The organism is Cohnella sp. 56 (genome assembly GCF_037963805.1).
Classification (GTDB): domain Bacteria; phylum Bacillota; class Bacilli; order Paenibacillales; family Paenibacillaceae; genus Cohnella.
Map to the genome: position 1 here is coordinate 122,055 of NZ_JAZDQE010000009.1, position 20,175 is coordinate 142,229.

Annotated in this window: 14 protein-coding genes; 3 read left to right on the forward strand and 11 right to left on the reverse strand. The window is 63.9% G+C overall.

Features of this window, described 5'->3' with window-relative positions:
- Positions 1-42 precede the first annotated feature (42 nt).
- From VQ071_RS16800 to VQ071_RS16845, 10 genes are all read right to left on the reverse strand, one after another.
- A complete protein-coding gene (locus tag VQ071_RS16800) occupies positions 43-2,070 on the reverse strand; it encodes a beta-N-acetylhexosaminidase (protein ID WP_340515255.1) in 2,028 nt (675 codons plus the stop codon).
- Complete coding sequence (locus VQ071_RS16805) at positions 2,067-4,346, reverse strand: beta-glucosidase family protein (RefSeq protein ID WP_340515256.1); 2,280 nt, start codon at positions 4,344-4,346, stop codon at positions 2,067-2,069. Before VQ071_RS16805 ends, VQ071_RS16800 begins: the two co-directional genes overlap by 4 nt.
- Positions 4,347-5,297: 951 nt before the next feature.
- Positions 5,298-8,099: a glycoside hydrolase family 3 N-terminal domain-containing protein gene (locus tag VQ071_RS16810; RefSeq protein ID WP_340515257.1), complete on the reverse strand. Its 2,802-nt coding sequence runs from the start codon at positions 8,097-8,099 to the stop codon at positions 5,298-5,300.
- Positions 8,100-8,200: 101 nt separating this feature from the next.
- Positions 8,201-9,085, reverse strand: a complete 885-nt coding sequence (locus tag VQ071_RS16815) for a carbohydrate ABC transporter permease (RefSeq protein ID WP_340515258.1) — start codon at positions 9,083-9,085, stop codon at positions 8,201-8,203.
- 12 nt (positions 9,086-9,097) lie between these two features.
- Positions 9,098-9,967 carry an ABC transporter permease gene (locus tag VQ071_RS16820; RefSeq protein WP_340515384.1) on the reverse strand — a complete coding sequence of 290 codons (870 nt, stop codon included), beginning with the start codon at positions 9,965-9,967 and terminating at the stop codon, positions 9,098-9,100.
- Between the two features lie 295 nt (positions 9,968-10,262).
- Entirely contained in the window at positions 10,263-11,816 is a 1,554-nt protein-coding gene (locus VQ071_RS16825; RefSeq protein WP_340515259.1) for an ABC transporter substrate-binding protein, read from the reverse strand.
- Positions 11,817-11,895: 79 nt separating this feature from the next.
- Complete coding sequence (locus tag VQ071_RS16830) at positions 11,896-13,539, reverse strand: response regulator (RefSeq protein ID WP_340515260.1); 1,644 nt, start codon at positions 13,537-13,539, stop codon at positions 11,896-11,898.
- Positions 13,514-15,292 carry a sensor histidine kinase gene (locus VQ071_RS16835; RefSeq protein ID WP_340515261.1) on the reverse strand — a complete coding sequence of 593 codons (1,779 nt, stop codon included), beginning with the start codon at positions 15,290-15,292 and terminating at the stop codon, positions 13,514-13,516. The genes VQ071_RS16830 and VQ071_RS16835 overlap by 26 nt, the downstream gene beginning before the upstream one ends.
- 776 nt (positions 15,293-16,068) lie before the next feature.
- Entirely contained in the window at positions 16,069-16,626 is a 558-nt protein-coding gene (locus VQ071_RS16840; RefSeq protein ID WP_340515262.1) for a DUF2812 domain-containing protein, read from the reverse strand.
- Positions 16,626-16,964, reverse strand: a complete 339-nt coding sequence (locus VQ071_RS16845; protein ID WP_340515263.1) for a PadR family transcriptional regulator — start codon at positions 16,962-16,964, stop codon at positions 16,626-16,628. Before VQ071_RS16845 ends, VQ071_RS16840 begins: the two co-directional genes overlap by 1 nt.
- A 205-nt stretch (positions 16,965-17,169) precedes the next feature.
- Here VQ071_RS16845 and VQ071_RS16850 point away from each other — a divergent pair, with 205 nt between their 5' ends.
- On the forward strand, positions 17,170-17,508 hold the full coding sequence (locus VQ071_RS16850; RefSeq protein ID WP_340515264.1) for a CARDB domain-containing protein: 339 nt from the start codon (positions 17,170-17,172) through the stop codon (positions 17,506-17,508).
- On the opposite strand, the gene VQ071_RS16855 is transcribed toward VQ071_RS16850, so the two are convergent.
- Positions 17,495-18,388: an AraC family transcriptional regulator gene (locus VQ071_RS16855; RefSeq protein ID WP_340515265.1), complete on the reverse strand. Its 894-nt coding sequence runs from the start codon at positions 18,386-18,388 to the stop codon at positions 17,495-17,497. The two genes, VQ071_RS16850 and VQ071_RS16855, sit on opposite strands and share 14 nt — an antisense overlap.
- A 127-nt stretch (positions 18,389-18,515) precedes the next feature.
- On the opposite strand from VQ071_RS16855, the gene VQ071_RS16860 reads away from it, so the two are divergent.
- Complete coding sequence (locus VQ071_RS16860) at positions 18,516-19,382, forward strand: phytanoyl-CoA dioxygenase family protein (protein WP_340515266.1); 867 nt, start codon at positions 18,516-18,518, stop codon at positions 19,380-19,382.
- Complete coding sequence (locus VQ071_RS16865) at positions 19,363-20,175, forward strand: TIM barrel protein (protein WP_340515267.1); 813 nt, start codon at positions 19,363-19,365, stop codon at positions 20,173-20,175. Before VQ071_RS16860 ends, VQ071_RS16865 begins: the two co-directional genes overlap by 20 nt.

The window sequence follows — 20,175 nt, forward strand, 5'->3', positions numbered from 1 at the left end:
TGAACGAAGCGGCACGCACACGTCTGCCCGATCCTGCGGTCCCTAGTGTCTGACGTCCTGCAGCCGCTCCTCGTACTGCCCGTGCAGCTTGCGCAGCGCGCCGACACTCTCGGCGAGTCCGCCTGCGCGATTGCGCAGCAGCCACAGACGCTCGAACTCCGCGAGCGCCGCCGACAGCTCCGACTGCAGATGCGCGGTCCAGGCCCGCTCGGCCTCCGCGTCCGGAAGCTCCTGCTTGAAAATAAGCCGGTGCAGTCCCGCACCCTGCTCGATCAGGCGCAGCGTGTTGGCAAGCTCGGCGATCGTAATCTCGGCGTCCGGTCCGGTCAGCTCGAGCCGCGCCAGCTCTTCCCGGCGCTCGGCAAGCCAGTCCGCGAGCTCCGCGTAGCGGTAGTCGAGCACGAACGGCGTGCCGCTGCCGCCCATGAGCCGCTGAATCTCGACCGTCACCGCGAGCTGCCGCTCCAGCTCCTCGCGTGTCTTCAAGCCGCCGTTCAGCACATAGTTCGTATAGGTCATATTCTCCGCCGAGCTGCGCTCCAGATGATAGTAGCGGCCCAGCTCGAGCAGGAAATCCCCGGCGCGGCCGCTGCGGTCGCGCAGCATCCGGCGGGAGACGTGCTGCGCCATCGGAGCCTGCGCCTCCAGGTTAACGTCGGGCTGCCAGGCGGCTCCCGCCGCGTAGGCATAGGCGGGGTAGCTGATCGCGAGCGCCTGCCAGTGCCCGCCGTCGCCCCAGTCGCAGACGAGCAGCCCGCCGGCGCCGTATCGCTTGCCGTTCCGCGCGGCGTCGGCGATGTTGGCGAGCATATTGTCCGTCCGTCCCGCGAGCGAGGACCAGGAGCTGGTGCCCGGACATACGTAGTAAGGAATGCCGCTCTCCTGCAGCCTGCGGCAATGCGGCTCGTACGGCACCGGCGCGTCGTAGTTCCAGTGCAGCACGATGACGTCGTCCGGCAGCGCCTGGGCCGCCTCCGGGTAGTGCGCGAGCACATCCCCCCACATCAGCGTCTGCTTGCCGTGTCGGCGCACGATGTCGATCATCTGCTTCGCATAATCCACATAAAGGCGGCCGATGCCGATCTCGTCGGCCCGCGCCTTGCTGGCGCCCGTGCCGAGCCCGAACGGCTCGTCGAGGCTGATGTTCGCGTATTCGGAGCGGAAGTTCGGCAGCAGCTCATCGAACAGATCCCGCGCGAGCGCCACGGACCGCGGGTCAGCCGGGTTCAGCGTCAGCGGCGGCAGCTTGAACGGCAGCGGCGGCGGCGCAGGCATGCCGTCCGGATGCTCGGCCAGCTCGCGGAACGCCGGCTTCGCCAGCCACGGCCCCATATGGCCGAGGCAGTTCTGGTTCGGCACGAGGTCGATGAAGCGGGCGGCCGCGTAGGCGTCCAGCGCCCGGTATTCGGCGGCCGTCACAGGCGTCGCATCCGGGAAGTGCTCGGCATACTTCGCGTAGTCGAAGGCGAAGCCTTCCATATAAAGCTGCAAGTGGTTGAACTTGAGGCCGGACAGCAGATCGATGAGGGCGTAAAGCGTCTCCATCTTCGGAATCTTGCCCCGGCCGATGTCGAGCATGACGCCGCGCACGGGAAATTCAGGCGCGTCCTCCACGACGCAGTGCGCCCACTCGCCCGACTCGCGCTGGCCGTCGATCATCTGGGCCGCGGTGAGCAGCGCATAGTGCAAGCCTTGGGCGGTGGAGGCGGACAGGCGCAAGCCCTCCGCGTCCCACGCCAGCTCGTAGCCCTGCGGGTGCAGCGCTGGGTCGTGAGCGATACGCGCGGACGCCGCGGGCGCATCCGGCGGCGCGGGGTGTGCTGCCGCTGCAGGCGGGTGCGTTGCCGCGGGCGCATCCGGCGGCGCGGGGTGTGCTGCCGCCGCGGGCGGGTGCGTTGCCGCAGGGAGCGCCAGCGCGGCGGCGAGCCGCTCGGCCGCGCCGGCCGCCTCGGCGAGATGCGCGGCAGCGGCGTCTATTGTCAGCAGCTCGAAGCGCGCCGGCGCGGGCGAGCTGCCGCCCGTCGCCGCGTACCGCAGCGGCTGCGGGTACAGATATGCTGGCGCGGTCATCGCGGCGCCTCCTCTCCGTTCATGCTGCGCAGCGTCGCCGTCAGCGCCTCCTCGGTGAACTTGCCGCCGCTGAAGGAGAGCAGCCCGCGCAGCGGCATATGCGCCATAAACGCCTTGAGCATCTCGGCGTGCTCGGACTCAAGCGCCGAGGCGAACGGCAGCGCCGCGATCAGCTGCTTCACGAACGCCGCGCCCGCCTCGGTCCGCTCCAGCTCCGACAAGGTCGAGTTGCGATGGAAAGCCGCGCTGCGCACGGCGGTCGACGTGACCGCCACGGAGCCGGACAGCGCGATGTCCCGCGAAGAACGGCCGATCAGAATCTCGAAGTCGCCGGACTCGACCGTCCACTCGCCAGCGTCGGCGTCGTAGTAGGCGAAGCTGCGCTTGTCCAGCTCGAACGTCACGGTCTGCGATTCGCTGGGCGCCAGCGCGAGCTTGGCGAATCCCTTGAGCTCCTGGTCCGGCCGGATAACGCTGCTGTGGGCATCGCGCACATACAGCTGTACGACTTCCTGGCCGGCGCGGTCGCCCGTGTTGGTGACGACGGCGGATACGGTCAGCGTCTCCTTGTCGCTCAGCGACTGGCGGTCGAATGTGAGCTCCGAATAGGCGAACGTCGTGTAGCTGAGGCCGTGACCGAACGGGAACAGCGGCTCGATCCGCTTTTTGTCGTAGTAGCGGTAGCCGACGAAGATGCCTTCGCGGTACTCGACGCGGTCGCCCTCGCCGGGGAAGAACAGGTAAGACGGATTGTCCTCGAGCCGCGCCGGGAACGTCTCGGCGAGCCGGCCCGACGGGTTGGCGTCGCCGAACAGCAGGTCGGCGATCGCGCCGCCGAGCGCCTGACCGCCCAGATAAGCCTCGAGCACGCCCTTGGCGTCGCCGAGCCATGGCATCTCGACCGGCGCGCCGTTGCTGAGCACGACGACCAGGTTCGGCTGCACCGCTGCGACTGCTGCGATGAGCGCGACCTGGTTGGCCGGCATCCGCAGGTGCGTGCGGTCGAAGCCTTCGGATTCGTAGCGCTTCGGCAAGCCCGCGAACAGTACCGCGACATCGGCCGCGGCCGCCGCGCTCACTGCCTCGGCGGTCAACGCCTCGTCCGGCGTCTCGGCATCGAGCGCATAGCCTTGGGCATAAGCAAGCGCAGTGCCCGCGCCCGCCGAAGCAGCGAGCTCCTCGTAGATGTCGTCGAGGCGCGTGGGATTGATCTGCGAGCTGCCGGCGCCTTGGTAGCGCGGCGTCTTGGCCATTGCGCCGATGATGGCGAGCTTGCCGGTCTTGGCGAGGGGCAGGATGCCGTCCTCGTTTTTCAGCAGCACCATGCTCTCGCGGGCGACCTCGCGCGCGAGCCGGTGATGCGCCTCGGCGTCGTAGGATGCGCCGGGGCGGCGCGCGTCGGCGGCCTTGAAGACGATGCGCAGCAGGCGCGCGACGGCCGCGTCGAGCTTGGCTTCGGGCAGCGTGCCGTCCTTGACGGCGGCTATGATCTTGCGCTCGCCTTCGCCGAGGCTCGCCGGCATTTCCAGCTCGAGTCCGGCGGCCAGCCCCCGGGCCCGCTCGTCGACCGCACCCCAATCCGAGACGACGAATCCCTCGTGGCCCCATTCTTCCTTCAAAATATCGGTCAGCAGCCGCTCGTTTTCCGACGCATATTCGCCGTTGACCTTGTTGTACGCGCACATGACTGTCCACGGCTGGGCCTGCTTGACGGCGCCCTCGAAGCTCGCGAGGTAGATCTCGCGCAGGGTGCGCTCGTCGACGACGGAGTCGCTCGTCATGCGGCGGTGCTCCTGGTTGTTGGCCGCGAAGTGCTTGAGCGAGCTGCCGACGCCCTGGCTCTGCACGCCCATGATGTGGTGCGCCGCCATCTCGGACGACAGGTACGGGTCTTCGGAAAAGTATTCGAAGTTGCGTCCGCACAGCGGGGAGCGCTTGATGTTGGCGCCCGGCCCGAGCAGCACGGCGACGTCCTCCGCCTGGCATTCGCGGCCGAGCGCTTCGCCCATGCGGCGGATGAGCTCGCGGTTCCATGAGCTGGCGACACCCGCCGCGGACGGGAAGCAGGTTGCGGGCACGCTGTTGAACATGCCGAGAATGTCGGCCGACGCCTGCTGCTTGCGCAGGCCGTGCGGGCCGTCGGTCACCATGATGGACGGAATGCCGAGGCGCTCGATGCCCCGTGTGTGCCAAGTATCTGCGCCCGAGCACAGACTCGCCTTCTCCTCCAGCGTCATCTGCGCGATCAGCGCTTCGATGTTGCGTGTCTCGCTCATGCGTGAATCCCTCCTGTGTTGAGTAAAATTGGTCGTGAAGGTGGTGATGGTGTGAAAGTAGCACCCGACGGGCGACAGCGTTCGGTCGCGGGGGCCGGGGGCCGGGGGCGATAGCGACTGGGCTGCGGGCGATAGGGCCAGGCCGCGGGCGATAGCGGAAGTTTGTTCCGCTATTGGCTCGGCGGGGGCCGGGGCTGCGCGCGATAGCGGAAGTTTGTTCCGCTATTGGCTCGGCAGGAGCCGGGACTGCGGACAATAGCGGAAATTTATTCCGCTATTGGATCGGCAGGAGCCCGGATTGCGGACAATAGCGGAAATTTATTCCGCTATTGGCTCGGCAGGAACCGGGGCTGCGGGCGATAGCGGAAATTTGTTCCGCTATCGGCCCGGCGGGGGCCGGGGCCGCGGGCGATAGCGGAAATTTGTTCCGCTATTGGCTCGGCAGGGGCCGGGGCTGCGCGCGATAGTGGAAGTTTGTTCCGCTATTGGCCCGGCGGGGGCCGGGGCTGCGCGCGATAGCGGAAGTTTGTTCCGCTATTGGCTCGGCGGGAACCGGGGCTACGGGCGATAGCGGAAATTTGTTCCGCTATTGGCTCGGCAGGAGCCGGGACTGCGCGCGATAGCGGAAGTTTGTTCCGCTATCGGCTCGGCAGAAGCCGGGGCCGCGGGCGATAGCGGAAGTTTGATCCGCTATTGGCTCGGCAGGGACCGGGGCTGCGCGCGATAGCGGAAGTTTGTTCCGCTATCGGCTCGGCAGGAGCCCGGGCTGCGCGCGATAGCGGAAATTTATTCCGCTATTGGCTCGGCGGGAGCCCGATTATACGTACGATAGCGGTCAGTAAAGCCGTCAGTTACTGGCGGGAACCCGATTGCGCGAGCGATAGCGGTCGTTATGGCCGTTAGTTACTGGCGGGAACCCGGTGATGCGAGCGATAGCGGTCGCTGGGGCCGTTATTCGCCGGCTGCGCGCTCCAGCAGCTCGAACGAAGCGGTCTTGAGATCGCGGCTGTTGGGGCCGACCATGACGCGGAACTCGCCGGGCTCGGTGCCGTAGCCGCCGGTCGGCGACCAGAAGGCCAGGTCGGCCTCGCCAATCTCGAAGGCGATCTCTTGACTCTCGCCGGGGGCCAGCACAGCTTTGGCGAAGCCCTTCAGCTCTTTGACCGGGCGCACGATGCTGCCGCATACGTCCTGGACGTACAGCTGCACCGTCTCCTCGCCCGAAGGACCGGCAACGTTGGTCACGGTCACGCGCGCCGTCAGCTTGGCGCCCGGCGTCAGCGTCTCCCGGTCGAGCCGCAGCTCGCCGTACTCGAACTGCGAGTAGCCAAGCCCGTAGCCGAACGGATACAACGGCTCGTTGGGGCCGTCCAGGTACTTGGAGATGAATTTCTCGCCCGCGTTGGTCGCGGTCACCGGCCTGCCCGTGCGGAAGTGGTTGTAGTACACCGGCACCTGTCCCTCGTGCAGCGGAAAGCTCATCGCAAGCCGCCCCGACGGATTGTATGCGCCGGTCAGCACGTCCGCGATCGCATGGCCCGCCTGCGAGCCGAGGAACCAGGTCTCGAGGATGGCGCTCGCATGCCCCTCGAACCAGGTCAGGTCGAGCGGGCGGCCGTTCGTTAGCACAAGGACGACCGGCTTGCCTGTGCGGACGACTGCGTCCGCCAGTTGGAGCTGCGGCGCAGGCAGCGAGATGCGCATGCGCGAGGCGGCCTCGCCGGACATGCCGCTGTCTTCGCCGAGCGCGAGCACGACGACATCCGCCTGCTCGGCCTGCGCCAGAGCGGCCTCGATGCCGCCCTCGATCGGCGCGTTCACGCCGCAGCCCTGGGCGTACAGCAAGCGGTCCGCGCTATAGCCCGCAGCTTCGAGGCCCTCGTACAGGGTCGCCGTCTCGTGCCCGAAGCGGGAGAACTGCCACGGCCCGAGCAGATCCTTGCTGTCCGCGAACGGACCGATGAGCGCGAGCTTGCCGTCGCCGCGGGGGCCGCAGCGCCGAGCGACTTCGGCCGGCAGAGCCGTCCCGGCTGCCGATCCGCCCGCCGATCCGGCTTGGGTCGGCGCAGCTGCCGCAGCATCTGCACCGCGAGCCTCCGCGGTCGCACCCGCGACCGACACGCCAGCCTCGTCCGCCGCGCTGTCCGCCGCCTCCGCCGCGCCGACGGCTGCCTCCTCCGCCGTGCCGTCCGCTGCCTCCGCCATCCGCGCTGCCGACACACCCGCGCCATCCAGCCCGCCTAGCGGCAGCAAGCCGTCGTTCTTGAGCAGCACGATCGACTTGGCCGCCAGCGCGCGGCTCGCCGCGAGATGCGGCGCGCTGAAGTGCAGCTCCGCCTCCAGCTCCGGCCGAACGTAGCGATACGGGTCGTCCATCAGGCCGAGCTTGTACTTGAGCGTGAGGATGCGGCGCACGGCGTCGTCGATCTGCGTCTCCTTCAAGCGGCCGTCCGCGACGAGCTGCGGGATATGGTCGTATGCGCGCGTCACCATCTCGATGTCCATCGTCGCGTCGACCGCCTTCTTGGCGGCTTCCTGCGCGTCGCGCGCATGGCCGTGCTGGACGATCTCGTCCACGGCGCCGTAGTCGGAGATGAGCACGCCGTCGAAGCCCAGCTCGTCGCGCAGCAGATGCTTCAGCAGCGGCACGCTCGCCGCGACCGGCACGCCTTGGTAAATGTTAAAGGCGTTCATGACCGAGCCGGCGCCCGCCTCGATGCCGGCTGCGAACGTCGGCAGGTACACATTGCGCAGCGTCGCCTCGGAGATGTCGACCGTGTTGTAGTCGCGCCCGCCCTCGGCGGCGCCGTAGCCGATGAAGTGCTTGAGGCAGGCGACGATCGTATCCGTGTCGTGCAGCGAGCCCGTCCCGTCGGCGCCGCCCTGGAAGCCCTCGACCTGCGCCCTGGCGATCAGCGCGCCGAGGTACGGGTCTTCGCCGGCGCCCTCGACGACGCGACCCCAGCGCGGGTCGCGCGAGATATCGACCATCGGGCCGTGATTGTACACGATGCCCGATACGGTGGCTTCGCGGGCCGCGATGGCGCTCGCCTCGCGGATCGCATCCAGGTCCCAGCTGCACGCCCAGGCGAGCGGCACGGGGAAGATCGTCTGGGCGCCGTGGATGATGTCGTTGTTGAACAGCAGCGGGATGCCGTGCGGCGACTGCTCGACGGCGATCCGCTGCAGCTCGAACACGCGGCTCACGTCGAAGGCGCCGAGCACGGAGCCCGCGCGGCCTTCGGCGACGAGCTGCTCCGGCGGGTCGGACTCGACCGCGGCGCCGAAGGAGAAGTTCGAGGCCATGCACTGGCTCATCTGGCCGACCTTGTCCGCGAGCGACAGCTTGGCGAGCAGCGCCTCGACCTCGGCGGCGATGTCGGCCTCGCTGCGCGGCCGCACGTCCGCCCGGCGAAGCGGCGCGACCTCCGCCGCCAGCGAGCCATACAGCGACGGGCCGCGTCCGCGCGCGCCGCTCAGCGGGAACGTGCCGAACAGCGGCAGCGTCAGGCTGCCCTCGAACGTGTCCGCGCCGAAGCGCAGCTCCACGCTGGCGGTCTCGCCCGGTCTCCAGTACGCGCCGCCGCTCGCCCGCAGCGTAGCTCCGTCGACCTCGACCCGGTCGAACCGGACCGGCAGCGGGAACGGCTCCATCGCCATGTCGAGCGCGTATGCCGCCTTCTTCGCCACCTTGAACTGAAGCTTCAGCTTCAGTCGGGGCGTCTCTATGAACGTATGCCACAAACCGAGCATTGTATCGTTCCTCCTCGTCGTTCGCGTTTCCGCATGCGCTTTCTCTTGCAATTCGATTCATGGTTCATGGTTCAAGGTTCATGCTTGATGCTTGCCGGGGTTCAGCCCTTGACTGCGCCGATCGTCATGCCCTTCACGAAGTACTTCTGGAAGAACGGGTACGCAATCAGGATCGGCACGACGCCGATGACGGCGATCGCCATCCGGAACGTCTCGCTCGGCAGGGCCGCCAGCGCTTGGCTGCTGCTCGCGCCGCTGTTCGTCGTCAGAAACTGGATGTCGTTCATGATGCGGTTGAGCACGTTTTGCAGGCTGAACAGGTTCGGCTTGGTTACGAAAATGAGGCCGTTGTTCCAGTCGTTCCAATACGCCAGCCCCTGGAACATGCCGACCGTCGCCAGAATCGGCAGCGACAGCGGCAGGACGATGCGCCAGTAGGTCTTGAACTCGCCCGCCCCGTCGATGGAGGCGGATTCGAGCACGGCCGCGGGGATCGTCGTCTTGAAGAAGGTGCGCATGAGCAGCACGTTGAACCCGTTCATGAGCAGCCAGGGGAGCAGCAGCGCCAGCAGCGTGTTCTTCACGTCGAGCAGTTGCGTGTACACCATGTAGGTCGGCACGAGGCCGCCGTTGAACAGCAGGGTGAAGAAGACGACGAAGGCGATCGTCTGCCCGCCGGGCAGATCCTTGCGCGACAGCGGGTAAGCGAGCAGCGACGTGATGACGAGGCTCGCGGCCGTGCCGATGACCGTCACCAGCACGGTGATGCCGTAGGCGTGGAAGATCTGGCTCGCCTGGTTCCACAGGTACTCGTAGGCGCTGAAGCTGATGCGGGCCGGGAAAAACGAATACCCGTTCGTGACGATCGTTTTCTCGTCGGTGATGGAGGCCATAAACAGCAGGATAAACGGCAGGACGCAGGCGAGCGACAGCACGATCAGGACGATATGCGCGATCCATTGCCAGTTCCGATTTTCTCGATCCATGTCGATCACTCCTTAGAACAACGCGTTTTCCTTGTTGATTTTGCGGACGATATAGTTGGAGATCATGACGAGCAGGAAGCCGACGACCGACTGGTAGAAGCCCGCCGCGGAGGACATCCCGATATCGCCGAGCTGCATGAGCCCGCGGAACACGTACGTGTCGATGACGTTCGTCGTCTCGAACAGCGCGCCGGAGTTCATCGGAACCTGGTAGAACAGCCCGAAGTCTGCGTAGAAAATGCGGCCGATGGCGAGCAGCGTCAGCATGATGATGACCGGGGTGATCATCGGGATCGTGATCTTGCGGATCTGCTGCCACTTGGACGCGCCGTCGAGCCGCGCCGCCTCGTAGTATTCGCCGTCGATGCCGATGATGGCGGCGAGGAAGACGATGCAGTTGTAGCCGACGCCTTTCCAGAGATGCACAAAGGTGAGGATGTACGGCCAGTACTTGGGCTCCGTGTACCAGGCGATCGGGTCGATGCCGAGCGCGGGCAGCAGCGTCTTGTTGAGGAAGCCGGTGTCGGTGCTCAGCATCGCGTACACGAGATAGCTGACGAGGATGATCGAGATCAGAAACGGCAGAATGATGACGCTCTGGTACAGCCGCGAGGCGAAGCGGTTCTTGATCTCGTTCAGCAGGATGGCGACGATGATGGCGAGACCGAGCCCGAGCACGATAAAAGCGGCGTTGTACAGCAGCGTGTTGCGGGTGATGAGGAGCGCGTCGCTCGTCTTGAACAAGTATTCGAAGTTGTCGAAGCCGATCCAGTCGCTGCCCCAGATGCCCTTGCTGTAGTCGATGTCCTTGAAGGCGATGGACAGGCCGAACAGCGGCAGGTAATTGTTGAGGACCAGGTATGCGAGTCCCGGCAGCAGCATGATATAAAGCGGTATATACCGGCGAAGGCTGCGGCGTTTGGTGCGGTGCGCGATTGTGGCCACCGTGTTCTCCCCTTTCTGTGTGTCGGCGCGGGCGTGATGCCGCCTCTGTATGCTCCGATTGTAGCCGAGCGGGCCTCAAGCCCTCTACCGCTTGGGCGACTTCCGGTTTGCGCTTTGCCGACTATGTGAGGGAATGGTATGAAGGCGGCTCCGATGCCGAGCGCGGACATTCGAAAATCGCAGCCAAAAACCCGGCCGATACGTCTCGGCCGGGTTCGTTGTCATGCCTCGATTACTTCGCTGCGTTGGCCTGCGCCCACGCGTCGAGCTGCTTTTGCTTCTCGGCGACGATCTTGTCGATGCCGGCCGCCTTCAGCTTGGAGATGAACTCCGGCAGCACCTTGTCCGGGTCCACGCTGCCCGTCTCGAGCGGCAGCTTGTACTGGGTGACGACATTGGATACGGCGGCGAACTCCGACTTGACCGCAGACGCGTCGAACGTGAAGCCCATCGCCTTGGAATGCATGGCGCTCTTGTTGAATTCGTCCATCTTCTTCCAGATGTCGGCATCGCTGCCCTCCATCGTGTAGGAGAGGAACTGGTTGCCGAACATCCAGCCGAGCGGCATGTTGTACGTGGTGTTGCCGGCGTTGACGCCTTCGGGATACTTGATGACGCCGTCTTGTCCGTCGGCCTTCACATAGTGCTTGCCTTCGATGCCCCAGTCGAACAGGTTGACGATATCCTTGTCCGAATACATCAGGTTGAGGAACTTCATCGCCGCCTCATGCTGCTTGGAGTTGACGGGGATGCCCCACATCACGTTCGAGACGGTGCCGGTTCTGGCGACGATCGGCGTGAGCTCCTTCGTGATGACCGCCGTGCCTGCCGCGGCGCCTTCCTGCTCGGCCATGCCCGGCTTGAGCGCAGCGAAGTAGGCGAAGCCTTTGCCGGAGCGGAGCAGCTCGAACGTCGACGTCTTGTTCGTCGCCGCATCCTTCATGACGTAGCCGTCCTGGTACCACTGCCGGAACTTCGTTACCAGGTCCTTGTATTCCTGCGACGCGTACAGGTTGACGACCTTCAGGTCGTTGTCGTAGTTCGGCAGCACGCCCATCGAGTCGCCGAGACTGTCGTACGGCATATAGGCGTCCAGGAAGGACATGCCGACGCCCGACGGAATGAGCGGCGCGAAGCCGGACTCGCCGTCCTTGACGGTCTTCAGCACGGCGCCCAGGTCGTCCAGCGTCTTGATGGCGTCGACGTCGATCTTGTACTTGTCCACCAGGTCCTTGCGCATGATGACGCCGTAGCTGCTCGCCAGGTCCCGGATCGTCGGCACGCCGTAGATGGCGCCCTGAATCTTGGGCACATTAATGTAATCTGCTCCGACGGCCGTCTTGATGCCTTCGCCGTATTGGTCCAGCAGCTCGTCAAGCGCGACGAGCTGATTTTTGGCGACCATGTTGCTGTACAGTCCGCCGTTCACGTACATCAGGTCCATCTTCTCGTTGCTGGTGAACATCAGGTTGACCTGCTGCACCCATTCGCCCGAGCTGATCGCCTTCAGCTTGACCTTGACGTTGATCTTGTCCAGCGCGATCTTGTTGATCGCTTCCTCGATGTTCGGGATCTCCGGGATCGCCGTGCTGATCATCGGGAATGCGACCGTGATCTCCTCGGTCTTGCCGCTCGGTTGGGCCGAAGCGCTGCCCGAAGGCGATGCCCCGCCGGACGCCGTGCCTCCGGATGCGGCACCGCCGTCATTGTTGTTGCCGCCGCAGGCCGACAGCACCAGCGCCGTGGTGAGCAGCAGCGACGCCGCCGTTACGTTTTTCTTGCTCATGAGTATGTCCCCGCCTTTGCTGTTCTTGTATGAGGCTGTCTCTATTGTAGGCAAGCGCCCCATGCCGCCTCTGCTCCGCTTACGACTTCCGGCTGTCACTTTGCCGACTTTGTTCGGCGGTGTTGCCGGCGTCCGCGTGCTGCTGACGGTATTCGGCGGGGCCCGCGTTCATGTACTTCTTGAACATGCGGGAGAAATGCGAGAAATTGGCGTAGCCGATCCGCCCCGCGACGGCGCTGACAGGCATGTCGGTATGAGCCAGCAGCTGGGCGGCGATGGCGAGCCGCTGCTGCAGCAGATAGTCGGAGATCGACTGCCCGGTGTCCCGCTTGAAGATGCGCGTCAAATAGTCGGGGTTCAAAAAGACATGCGCCGCGATATCCTCGCGGGAGATGTCGCCCTCCAGATGCGCATGAATATAAGCCTTCGCCTGCTCGACGACGCTGGGCGAATGCTCCAGCGCAGCCGCATAGTCGAGCGACTTGTTCACGGCATGGCGCACCCAGGCCAAGGCGTCGTGCGCGGAGCGCGCGGCGCGGGCGTACAGCTCGGCGGACTCCCGGTCGCCGAGCAGTTGATGGGCCTGGATGCCCTTCACCTGGAGCACATAATGGATCATCTGCTGGAAGTCCTGAATGAACGGGTTCAGCAGCGCCGGGGTCAAGCCGCCGGATCGCACCTGCTCGCCGATGAAGTCCTCCGCGCCCTGCAGCACCTTGTCCCGCGCGCCCTCCTTGAGCAGCATCGCCCAGACGCCCATGTCCGGCAGCGCATGCGGACGTGCAGCAACGGGCAGCTCGCCCGGCAGGAACACGCGGCTGTCGTAGGCGACGTTGTCCGCGTCCCGCTCGAGCAGGCGCCGATAGGCCTCCGCGATCTCGTGGCCGCGCGCGGGCTCGCCGATATAGCAGGCCACGTCGCAGTAAAAGTACCGCGGACACGCCTGCATATATGCCTCGCACGCAGCCTTGAGCCGCGCGGGATCGGCCGCCTCCCGCCCGTCGCCGCCGAGCAGCGCCAGCATCGTCTCGTCCGCGGGCGACAGCAGCAGTCCGCTCTCGTGGCGCTCCAGCACGAGCTCCTCGGCAGAGTTGCGCAGCGCGTACTCCATAATTTTTTTGTCGCGCAGCGAGAAGTCCCTGTACCACCTGCGGATGCGGATCAGCACCGGGAGGAAGCGCAGCTCGCCCGAGTACGGGATGTTGCGCTCCTCGGCGGCTCTGCGGACCGCCTCCGGCTGCGACGGAATATCGTTGCCGAGCACGTCCAGCCAGAACCGCTCGACGAGCAGCGGCTGATGCTGCACCCAATACTTGCCGTACTGGCTGAACGCGCTGCGCTCGCTCTCCTCGTCGATCTTGCGCAGCGCCTTGCGCACCGCCGCCTCCAGATCGGCGTAGGGAATCGGCTTGAGCAGATAGTCCAGGCTGCCCAGCTGGATCGCCTGCTTGGCGTACTGGAAGTCGGCGTGGCAGGTCAGGAAGATCGTCTCCGTCCGCGGATGCTGCGCCCGCACCCACTCGAGCAGCTGGAGGCCCGAGCCCTGCGGCATCTCGATATCGCACAACATGACATCGATAGGCGTCCGTGCGAACACGGCCTTGGCCTGCTCCGCGCCGTGCGCGGTCAGCACCTCGGATAGGCCGAGCGCCTCCCAATCCACGCCGGACCGGATGCCCTCCACCGCGATCGGTTCGTCATCTACGATCAACAATCTGCGCATCTTCCGTCCGCTCCCTTCGGTCCGCGCCCAGCGGCACGGCGATCTCCGTCACCGCGCCGTGCGGGTCGTCGTTGTAGCATTCCATCCAGGCTGCATCCCCGTATTGCAGGCGCAGCCGCTCGCGCACGTTCCACAGCCCGATATGCTCCCGCTCCTCGTCGGCCAGCAGACTGCCGGAGCGGAATACCTCCAGCGCCTCGTCGGAATAGCCCTCGCCGTCGTCTCGGACAATGAGGCACAGCATCGGCTCCTCGGCCAGGTCGTCGAGCGTCGCCTCGATCGTCAGCGTCGTCTGCCCGTCCGCCCGGACCGCGTGCTTGATCGTATTTTCGACGATGGTCTGGAGCATGAGCGGCGGCAGCTTCGTCGCGGCCAGATATTCGGGCACCTGAATCTCGCATCGCAGATGGTCTCCGAAGCGCAGCTGCTGAATCCGCAGATAGTTGCGGATATGCTGCAGCTCGTCCCGCAGCAGCACGAGCGACTGCTGGCTCTGGAACATATAGCGGAAGTACTGGACAAGCGACATCGTCATCTCCTGAATAAGCTCGTACTGCTTGACCTGCGCCAGGTTGTACAAAATATTGAGCGCGTTCATAAAAAAGTGCGGATTGATCTGCAGTTGCAAATGCTTGAGCTCCGCGCGCTGCTTGTGGAGCTGCTCCTCGTACACGTCGATCTTGAGCGCCTCGATCTGCGAGATCATCGTGTTGAAGGTACGGTTCACGAGTTGGAACTCGTCCGGCGCCGGCGCCTCCTCGATGCGCGTGCTGAAATTGCCTTGACCGAGCAGGCGCATGGCGCCGACCATCCGGCGCAGCGGCAGGAGCAGCACCTGGCGCAGCAGCCAGAAGCCGAGCGGCAGCATGAGCAGCGCGATGCCGATGACGATCGCCGTCGCACGGGTCAGATACGGCAGGTTCTCCAATATCGAAGCGTTCGGAATCGCCGCCGCCAGACTGAAGTCGCCCTTGACCGAAGGCTCGCCCACAATCAGGTGCGAGTGGCGGTGGCCGGACAAGTAGTAGCCGTCGAACCCGCGCGAGAAATCCAGCTCCTCGTCCGCGAGCGGCTGCGTGCTGTACAGCTGCTCGCCGTCGCCGCTCACCATGAGCACGGCGCTCCGGTCGCCCGCCCGCGTGCTGCGCAGCGGCTCTACCAGCGAGGACACCTGAACCCAGGCGCCAATGTACAGATTGCCGTCGCCGAAGATGCGGACGAGGTGGTATCGCCCGCCGATCGACTGCGTCCGCCAGGTGGCGTTCGTATACGCCGGGTGCTCGGCCAGCGCGGTCGCCGTGTCCTCCATGGCCGCCCGCATCGCGACCAGCTCCGGGTACGTGAACGAGCCCCGGTACGCCTCGACGATATCGTTTCTCGCGATCGAATACACAAAGAAACCGTCGATATACGGATACACCGTCAGATCCGACGACAGCTTGCGCGAGACGGCGCTTTTGGCCAGCATATACGTATCCTCGGATACCGTCTCCCCCATCGTCTGCACGTTCGGGTCCGTCGTCTGGAGCGCGATCATATGCCGCTCCGCCTCGGTCAGCTGGTCATCGATTTGCTTCATATAAATGCGGATCAGATTCTCGTTGGACATGGCCACCTGGTTGTGCACGACGCCGATGCTGTACTGGTTGTTGTAAATAAGCAGCGCGATGAGCGGCAGCGTCACGGCCAATAGGCCAAGCACCAGCTTGACCCGGATCGAGCGCCAAGGAATATGGGCCAGTCGGCTGAACATGCGGGTTCCTCCGATCGGTGATGACACGTGTCCTTCCAGCTTACCTGCATTCACAAGTATTAACTACCCCTGCGCCGACTAATCGCTAGCAGTTTTCCGACTATGGAGGCGAACCATGGAGCGGACCATGCTGCGACTACGCTCGCTCGCTTGCAGCCGCCGTCGCCTCGTGTGACAGCGCGTGGGGCCGATTTGCGAGTAAAAAGAATGCCGTGTGGCGCTATTCCGAGCGTGAGGCCGGTTTCCGAGCAGATAAGAATGCCGCACATCGTTATTCCGAGCGAGGGGCCGATTCTCGCACAGATAAGAATGCCGCACATCGTTATTTCGAGTGAGGGGCCGATTCTCGCACAGATAAGAATGCCGCACATCGTTATTTCGAGTGAGGGGCCGGTTTTCGTACAGATAAGAATGCCGCACATCGTTATTCCGAGCGTGGGGCCGACTTCCGAGCAGATAAAAATGCCGCACATCGTTATTTAGAGCGAGGGGCCGACTTCTGAGCAGATAAGAATGCCGCACATCGTTATTCCGAGCGTGGGGCCGGTTTCCGCACAGATAACAATGCCGCACATCGTTATTCCGAGCGTGGGGCCGACTTCTGAGCAGATAACAATGCCGTATATCGCTAAAAGAGCCGGCCTGCACGGCCGACCCTTCTAATTTTTCTAGCGGCGTACAGCCTCAATGCCTCGTCCGCGGCCCCGCTTATTCCGCCCGAATCCAAATGACGCCTGATTCAGCGAGCTTGCTTTTCTCGCTCGCTCCCTGCACCGCTACTCCCCGTCGATCTTCTTGATCTTCCCCTTAATCTTCATGATGCCGTACCCGAGCAGCGTGAACAAACCAACGTAGATGACGAGCAGCGGTCCCGTGATTCCCCAGCGCACGGCTCCGTCGATTCTGGAGACGATATTGGTCATGTTGATGCAAAAGATCCCGGCATTCAGGAGCAGCATGACGATCATCAGGCGCTGGATCTTCCTGTAGTGTCCGACGAGGGACTCGCGGTCCGTATAGAGCTTGGGCGTCTCGCCGGGCTCCCAGGGTCTGCGGAAAAAGTGCCAGATGCCGGCATACGTGCTCACGTATTCCCACCCGATCTCCCGGTACAGCTCGATGTACTCGTCCAGCTTGCCGTTCTTCTTCGTGAGACCCCCTTGATAATCAAGGCCATACGTGTATCTGACCGTGTCGTCGCGCTCGAACTCGCTTCTGAACGCGCCGCCCTTCGTCATATGCAGCCCGCCGGCCGACAGTTCGTTCAGCCACCGCTCTTCCTTTTCGTAGTCCCAGCTCATCCAGCTGTGCCATCTTTTCTCCGTCCGCACCATCACAAACCCGCTCCCTTCAATGCGTGTCGTCCCGCTTCCAGCAATTCTTCGAGCCTGCCGACCTCCGCCGCCAGCACCTCGCGCCCGTTCTGCGTGATCGCATACATCTTGCGTCTGGCGTCCGCGCCCTCGGCTCCCGGATGATGATCGATGAGCCCCTTGCCCTGCAGCGTACTCAGCGCAGTGTACAGCGTGCCCGCTCCGAGCTTCACCCGGCCTCCGCTCATGCGCTCGACCTCCTGCATCATGCCGTAGCCGTGCGACGGCTCCGCATACAGCGTCACCAGAATGTAGTAGAACGCCTCCGTTAGCGGCAGCATCTGTTTCCATTTGTCCAAGTTCGGTTGCCTCCTTTAACTGCACATGCATCGCAACTCGATATATCGTATGTCGTTATAATAACAACAGATATATCGACTGTCAATATAGTCGCGGCAAAAAGTTCTGCTGCCCAAGCTGCGGCACATAACCTGCTAGTGCGGGAGGCACGTCGGCCATTGTCGGAAACGGCGGTACACACGGAAAGGGGAGCTGCGCATGACTGTGGCGGATCGAACGGATGGCGATAACGGGGCGGGCGGGTTGGAGGTTGCACTCATTGCGGGGCATGCACGCGCGGTGCCCGGCGAGACGATTTTCTACGCTGTGCGCGTGACGAATACCGGCAGCTTGGCGGCGTGCAATGTCTGCATCTCCGACACGCTGTCCGGCGACTCTGCCTGCATACCGGGGCTGGCGGCCGGCGAATCCGTCGCGGTGCCGCTTCGGCATCTGATTCCGGCATCCGCACCGCCCGGCGCACGGGTCGGCGAGGTAATCGCCCGAGCCGACGGGGCAGCGCCTGGCGCCGCAACTTATTCGATCGTCGTCACGAGCGCCTGATTGAGGATCGGGAATGCGACGAGCGGTACATGCCGGGCGCCATGCCGCGGTGCGTCTTGAAGCTGTTCGCAAAATGGCTGATGTCCACAAATCCGCAATATTCGGCGATCCGCGCCAGGGAAAGATCCGTATTGCGCAGCAATTCCTCGGCGTGCGCGAGCCGCAGACGGATCAAATATTGATGCGGGGGCAACCCGAAGCGCTGCCGGAAAACCTCGCGAAAACGCGACACCGACAGATGCGCTCTTCTCGCCATGTCTTCGATGGACAACGGGTCCGACAGATGGAAGGACAAGTAGGAATGGACCCAATCCAGCCCGCCCGCGGATGTCGGACGGGCAGCGTCGGATCTGGCGTGATCGCGGAGGATATCGTGCACGAGCTGCGTGCCGCAGGCTTGCGCGGAGAGCTTGCCGTAAAGGTCCGGGGAGAGCCAGTCCGCAATCATGCGGTTCAACAATTGCGCGTACTTCGCGGAATGAGACGGATGCAGGACGACAGGCAGGGAGATGCCCGGGATGTCATTCAATCTGGGCTGCATGAGATGCGCATATTGTTCGAGATTCACCTGGCCGGGGCGTGTGGGGAAGCTGCGGTCACGCTCCGGATGCCAAAAAATATCCATGTGGACGAAGGGCGTCTCGTTCGCGGCGCTCGCCGACAGATCATGCGTCGTTCCCGGCTGAAGCAGGCAGAAATCCCCTTCGCCCAGTCGATAGACGGCGCCGTCCGCTTCGATCCGCAGCTCGCCTTTTTTGATATGGATCATCAAGTAATCGAGCAGCTTGCGCTTCGGAGAGTAGTACGCTGCCCTGACGGGAAAATCGCACTGGCGAATATACGGTACGATCGGCAAATCGTCGATAGCGCGAAGTGTCATGAGTCAATCCTCAATATCGTCATTTTTTACAATCAAAAGCATCATTGCACACAAATCATTGGCTGTCAAAGCTTAGTAATATGGGTGTGTAAGCCATTACACATCCGAAAGTGAGTGGTCGAGGATTATGGAATTTACAAGTGTAAACGAGCTGCCTGAACTGAATTCGGAAGCGGCGCTGACCGCCGAGCAAATCGCAGGTTATAATAGGGACGGACATACGATCGTTCGAGGGCTGCTGCAGCCGGAGGAAGTCGCCGTCTATCGCCAGGTCATCGGCGAGATCGTCAAGACGCACAACTATCATACCAAGCCCCTCGAAGAGAGGGACACGTACGGCAAGGCGTTCATTCAGATCGGCAATCTGTGGCAGCTGAGCGAAGCAGCCAAGCGCTTCGTACTGGCCAGAAGATTCGCGAAGGTCGCGGCGGAGCTGATGGGGGTCTCCGGCGTCCGCATCTATCACGATCAAGCGTTGTTCAAGGAGCCGGGAGGCGGCCATACGCCCTGGCACCAGGATCAGATCTATTGGCCGATCGACTCCGACAAGACGATCACGATGTGGATGCCGCTCGTCCCCGTATCCGAGGAGGTCGGCTCGATGACGTTCGCTTCGGGCTCGCACAAGAACGGATACATCTCGAAGCAGGAAATCTCGGACGAGTCCCATCGCACCTTAAAGTCGTACATCGAGGGCAAGCAGCTCCCGACCGTCAATTATGGCGCGCTGGCTGCGGGAGACGCCACGTTCCATGCGGGCTGGACGCTGCACAGTGCGCCCGGCAATCCGACCGACCAGATGCGGGAAGTGATGACGATCATCTACATCGCGGACGGCCTCACGATCGCCGAGCCGGACAGCAACGCCCGCAGAGGCGATCTGGCCGCATGGTTTCCGGATCTGAAGCCGGGCGATCCGGCCGCCAGCGCGCTCAATCCGCTAGTCTACTCAACCTCACTGGAGGCAGATGCGAATGGAGATCCAACGATTTAAAGCATTATGGGGCATGGAAGGCAGCATGGAGCAGCAGCTCGCCCGCGCGGCCGCAGCCGGCTATGCCGGTGTCGAGGCGCCGCCGCCGGAGGAGTCTGAGGCGGAGGCATTCGCAGCGGCGCTCGAAGCGCATGGACTTGCCTATATCGCGCAGATATTCGTCTCCGGCGCGTATGACGCGGAGTTCAAGGAGCGGGCTTCGTATGCCGCCCGCTTCAAGCCGCTGCTCATCGTCTCGCACAGCGCCAGAGACAGCATGAGCGAGGACGAGCAGGACCGCTTTTTTGACCGGGCGCTCGCGGCGGAGGCGGACCTCGGCATTGCCGTCGGCCACGAGACGCACAGGCAGCGGGCGATGTTCACGCCCTGGACGACGGCCAGGCTGCTGCGGCGCTTCCCGTCGCTGCGTCTGACCGCCGACTTCAGCCACTGGATGAACGTCTGCGAGTCGCATCTGGACGATCAGCAGGAGCATCTGGCTCTCGCCATCGAACGCACGGTTCATGTACACGGCAGAATCGGGTATCCCGAAGGGCCGCAGGTTCCGCATCCGGGCGCGCCGGAGTATCGGACGGAGCTTGAGATTTTCGCCGGCTGGTGGCAGCGCATCTGGGCGCAGCAGGCTGCGCAAGGAAAGCCGTTCACCACGTTCACCGCCGAATTCGGGCCGCCCGGCTACATGCATACGCTGCCCTTCACGGGCGCGCCGGTCGCGGACCTGTGGGAGGTCAACCAATGGATGACCGACTATGCCACGCGCTTGTTCGAGGAATGGCAGCTTAAGCCTCGATAA